Consider the following 5,492-nt stretch of genomic DNA (forward strand, 5'->3'; position numbering starts at 1 on the left):
AGCGTGGGTCAAATTAGTGTGGCTTTTCCAACGGGCATTGATGGTGTGAATGCTGCTCATAGTAGGACTATCGTGGCCTACAACATGCAGGGACAAGCTTTCCATGTTGAAATGTTGGCCAACGGAAAGCCAAATCTTACTCATCTTCCCAAGGGCGTATATATAATAGGTGTAAAGAAGCTTGTGAGGTGATGTGGTGTTGCCGAACTTTCATTTTCTTACTTTCATGATGATACCTATTGGGAGTTTATACCGCCACTTTGCTGACTTGTTGAGCGTAAAAATAATGATTTATATCAAATTTATGGTCTTGAAATGACGTTTTATCGTTAAAAATGCGCTTTTGCTCTAATTTTATTAATAAAAGTTTTGGTATAAATTAAAATTGCATTAATTTTGCAATTCGCAACATAAGAGCTATGTTTGTTAATAAAATACATGCATTTGTATGCATTAAATATAAATCCGAAACTAAGTCTTGAGATGGGACTAGGATCAAGAGAGAAAGCTTTAAGAGAGAAAGAATAGAAATAATACAAATCAACATTATTAAACGAGAGAGATTTTTATGAAAAGACTAACGTTAATTTTGACCGGTCTCTTCCTATGGATGGGAGTGGCTCTGGCACAAATTCATGTTACCGGTACAGTCATCTCTGCTGAAGATGGGCAACCGGTCATTGGTGCTTCGGTAAAAGTTGTGGGCACTAATACGGGTGCCGCTACCAATTTGGACGGACAGTTTAGTATGACTGTGCCTAACAATGCAAAACTTGAGATTTCATATATTGGCATGAAATCGCAGACAGTAAAGGCCGCTGAAAACTTAAAGGTTGTTCTTCAGCCCGATAATCATGTACTCGACGAAGTGATTGTAACTGGTTATGGTAACTTCAAGAAGTCTTCATTTACCGGTTCTGCTGCGACGATGAATACTGATAAGTTGGCCGAAGTACCTGTCGTATCTATCGAAGATAAATTGGCCGGTGGCGTTGCCGGTGTACAGATAACATCAGGTTCCGGTTCACCGGGTTCTGTTCCATCTATCCGTGTACGTGGAATGGGTTCTATCAATGCAGGTAACAACCCTCTCTATGTTATTGATGGAACGCCTGTTCAGTCGGGCAATACGAGTGAATTTACTTATAGTGATGCCGGTACCAACATCTTGGCAACCATCAACCCTAACGATATTCAGTCTATAACGGTTATCAAAGATGCTGCCGCAGCGTCTCTTTATGGTTCGCGAGCTGCTAATGGTGTCATCGTTATTACGACCAAAAGCGGTAGCAAGGGTAAGACAAATGTGAACTTCCATAGCGATTGGGGCTTCTCTAATATGGCCGTAAATTATCGTCCACAACTAGGTGGTGCTGCTCGTCGCGCATTGCTTTTGAAGGGTCTAGAAAACTATTATATGTTCGAGGAAGGTAAGTCTGCCGCCGAAGCTGCGACTGCTGCTGCCGGTGATATCGACGATTATGCCGCAGAGCCTAAGACTGGTTGGACCAATTGGAAGGATCTTTTGTTCAAGAACGGTAGCCATAGCAACTACGAGGTAAGCGTATCCGGTGGTAACGATAAGACTAAGTTCTATACCTCTATGGCTTACAATAAGCAAGAAGGTATTGTGGCTAATCAAGGCTTGGAACGCTTTTCTGGGAGCTTGAACTTGACACATGACTTTGGTAAATTTACAGTAAATGTGTCTTCTATGATGTCGAAGATGACACAAAGTCTTGCCGGTGAGGCTACATCTTACGATGGTGCAGTGGCAAACTATGTTTTCTTCCAAAATCCATCTAGTACTGCTTACAATGAGGATGGTTCTTATACACAGGGCCCCGGTTATGTAGGTGTAAACCCACTTTATGAGTATTTGCACTCTACCGACCGCAATATCGTTCGCAGAATGTTGAACTCTGCTAAGTTAACTTATCATATTGCTAAGGGACTTGACTTGAGCGAGAAAGTAACTTATGACTATATCGGTGGTCGCGAGACCGTTATTTGGGATCGTAACTCCAATAATGGTAAGTCTTCCAGTGGTGTGGTTCAGCGTGTCTTGAACATCTCTGAGCAGGTAAACACACAGACTCAGCTTTCTTATATCCGCTCATTTGGCTTGCACAATCTTGATGCTTTGCTTGGTTTCGAGACCGAAGATATGCATTATGAGTACAACTTTTTGAACGGTTCTCAGTATCCCGGTGAACTCTATGAAGTTGCTAATGCCGGTGAAACAACATCAGAAAGTAAAGTTTATGATTCACGTTTGACCTCATTCTTGGGTCGTGTCAACTATAACTATGACGATAAGTACTATGCAGGTCTAAGCTTCCGCCGTGATGGAACATCTCGCTTGGCTCGCAATAATCGTTGGGGTGACTTCTGGTCTGCATCAGCTTCATGGCGTTTCTCTGCTGAGAAGTTCATGGAATCAACCAAAGATATCCTTACAGATGGTAGACTTCGCGTGTCTTACGGTACCAATGGTACACAGCCTTCAGGCTACTATCCATATATGAACCTGTTTAAATATGGTGAAAAGTATAATGGTCAGTCGGGTATGGGTATTGTAAATATAGGTAACCCTGACTTGAAATGGGAGAAGAATCGTACCTTCAACGTAGGTTTCGACTTGACTTTCTTGCAGCGTTTCACAGCATCTTTCGACTGGTACACACGTAAAACCACCGATTTGATTTACGATTTGACCATGTCTGCCGTTCCCGGTTATTTCGACACTACAAGTAAAGTTGCAACCATGGCTACCAATATCGGTTCGCTGAAGAACACCGGTTGGGAACTTACCTTGACTTCTGAAAACTTCAATACCAAGGACTTCAGCTGGTCTACAACATTGAACCTCTCTCACAATCACAATGAACTGGTGAAACTTGATGGCGAAAGCGATATGGTTCAGGATTCTGATTATGGTCGTGTATTGTTCCATAAGGTAGGCGAAACTTACAATTCATACTACGGTTACGAGTATGCTGGTGTAGATCCTAAGACCGGAAACGAACTTTATTACATCAACGATGGTTCGGCAAATGCTCGCAACACCACGACCAATGCCAACGAAGCTAAGAAGGTAATTCTTGGTAGCGCAGAGGCAAGCGTTGCCGGTGGTATCACCAACAACCTGCGTTGGAAGTTCATCGACCTTGGTTTCACCTTCACTTACCAGCTTGGTGGCGACGCCTACGACTATCCGCGTTGGCAGCACTCTAACGGTGGCTCTGCACTGTATAAGGGAGCTACGCCTGCTTACTACGACCTCTCTAAGATGTGGAAGGGCGAGGGCGACACTGCAGCTAAACTCCCTAAGTTCCAGTATGGCAGCACATTCGTTTACTCTTCTCGTTGGATGATGCCTTTGGACTATCTGCGTTTGAAGAACTTGACCATTGGTTTCACCGTTCCTCAGCAGTATATTCGCAGCTTGGGTATCAATAAGGCTCGCGTATACTTCTCTGGTGCCAACCTGTTGACATGGAAGTCGGCTGATCTCTATGTAGATCCTGAGCTGCCGGTAACTGGACTTGCAAACTTCCAGACTCCACAGTTGAGAACTTACACATTCGGAATTGAAATTGGTTTCTAAACATAAAGCATACCAAAAATGAAAGTATCTAAATTTATATATAGTGCAGTTATCTGCCTCACAGCCGTAACGGGTTTGTCGTCTTGTGGTGATGAGTGGCTCGATCGGCAACCATCCGACGGTATTGATGCCTCTACGGCTATTACAACCACAGCCAGTCTGGCTAGTGCACGTGTCGGTCTTTATTCAGCACTCAAAGGTCGTTCATCTGATTATGTAGACTATTATGGTGCCAACATGTTTGTCTACGGTGATGTTCGTGGCGAGGATGTACAGTACAATGCCAGCTATGGTAGTAGTCGTGGTGAGTTCTATTACAAAATGGAATACAAGACGGCCGATGATTTTACCTCGAAAAACTCTGTATGGCGTACTCCGCTTATCGTCTTAGGACGTGCCAATCGCATCATTGAGGCTGCAAACGGTGGCGTTATTACCGATCAAGATAAGAACAAAGAGGCTGTTGCACAGTACGAGAACGAAGCCAAGGTGATTCGTGCTATGGCTATGTTCGACTTGACTCGTGTCTATGGTAAGCCTTATCTACAGGATAATGGAGCTTCTTATGGCGCTCCCATGGCCACCACGTCTATGGAACCTGCAACACAGGTAGGTCGTGCTACGGTAGCTGAGTGCTATACTCAGATTATCAAAGACTTGACTTCTGCTATTGCTTCGGGTGCTTTGTCTACCAAGGCTACTCCCGGTTATATCAATGCTTGGGCTGCTAAGGCTCTGCTTGTAAGGGTTTATTTGACTAAGGGCGACTACAACAATGCCCTTTCTACGGCCGAAGATATCATCAAGAACTCTCCTTATGCTCTTTGGACTTCTGCTGAGTATGCTAACGCATGGCAGAAAGACGACAAAGCTCACGCTAATGAGATGCTCTTTGAGTTGGCTATCAGCGGTACATCAGATTGGACCGACCGTGAAGGTATCGCTTATCTCTTGACAGAGAATACCGATGCTGAAAAAGTAGCTGCCGGTTATGGCGATCTCATCGTTACTAAGACATTTGCCGATGCATTGGCAAGTGACCCTAAGGATGTTCGTAACAACATCTTATTGAAGGCTACTTCTAGCTCAGAACTCAAGGCTAAGACTTTCGAAGGTCGTGCCGTTTACATCAATAAATATCCTGCACCGGCCGGTAGCGTAGAGGTTCGTATGAACAATATTCCTTTGCTCCGCTTGTCAGAGGTTTACTTGAGCGCTGCCGAGGCTGCTTTCAAAGCTAATAAGAAGGACAAGGCTGCTGAATATCTCAACGCTATTATCAAGAATCGTACCACCGATACCGGCAAGCAAGTAACTGCTGCCGACGTTACCGAAGACCGCATCTATATGGAGCGTCGTAAAGAGTTGGTAGGTGAGGGACAGCGTTACTTCGATGCACTGCGTCGTGGTGAGAAGATTGTTCGCTACACAAATGCAGATAATAGAGGCTGGCACAGTGTGCTCAATGCCGATGCTCAGACCATCGACACTTGGAAGTCTAAGAAGGAACTGCCGTTGATTCCACAGTCGGAAATCGACGCTAACCCGAAGATGGAGCAGAATCCTACTTATTAATTCTATACATGATTAGAATTTATTAGCCTAGAAGGCTACCTATTCATAGCCGGGGACAATCGAGCGAAAGCGAAGATTGTTCCCGGTTTTTATGTGTTAGCTGGTACAATGGGAAGTCTTTCAGACTTGTCTTTCTTTATAGCGTTCTATCATTCCGGAAGCCTAAAGGCATCCGGCTATTGATAAGGGTTGTCCTACCGGACAAAGATTGCATTATCAGTTCTTGTTTGCGGAGGTGGCATTGTGGGTATTTCTGTCCGAAGGACAGCCCCTTCATAGGAGGGTGTGTCAAAATTGATATACTCTC

3 protein-coding genes are annotated in these 5,492 nt (G+C 44.3%); all 3 read left to right on the plus strand.

The genetic code is table 11. The features are described 5' to 3' along the window. Positions 1 to 192, plus strand: a 192-nt coding sequence (locus HMPREF3034_RS12865) for a hypothetical protein (RefSeq protein ID WP_197421756.1), incomplete at its 5' end; no start/stop codon positions are given. A 376-nt stretch (positions 193 to 568) separates the two neighbouring features. Beyond that, the gene (locus tag HMPREF3034_RS09155; RefSeq protein WP_062435042.1) at positions 569 to 3,610 is read left to right on the plus strand and encodes a SusC/RagA family TonB-linked outer membrane protein; all 3,042 of its coding nucleotides are present in this window, start codon (positions 569 to 571) and stop codon (positions 3,608 to 3,610) included. Between the two features lie 18 nt (positions 3,611 to 3,628). Further along, on the plus strand, positions 3,629 to 5,185 hold the full coding sequence (locus HMPREF3034_RS09160; protein ID WP_036896171.1) for a RagB/SusD family nutrient uptake outer membrane protein: 1,557 nt from the start codon (positions 3,629 to 3,631) through the stop codon (positions 5,183 to 5,185). Positions 5,186 to 5,492: the final 307 nt, after the last annotated feature.

This window comes from Prevotella sp. DNF00663 (assembly GCF_001553265.1).
Classification (GTDB): Bacteria; Bacteroidota; Bacteroidia; order Bacteroidales; family Bacteroidaceae; genus Prevotella.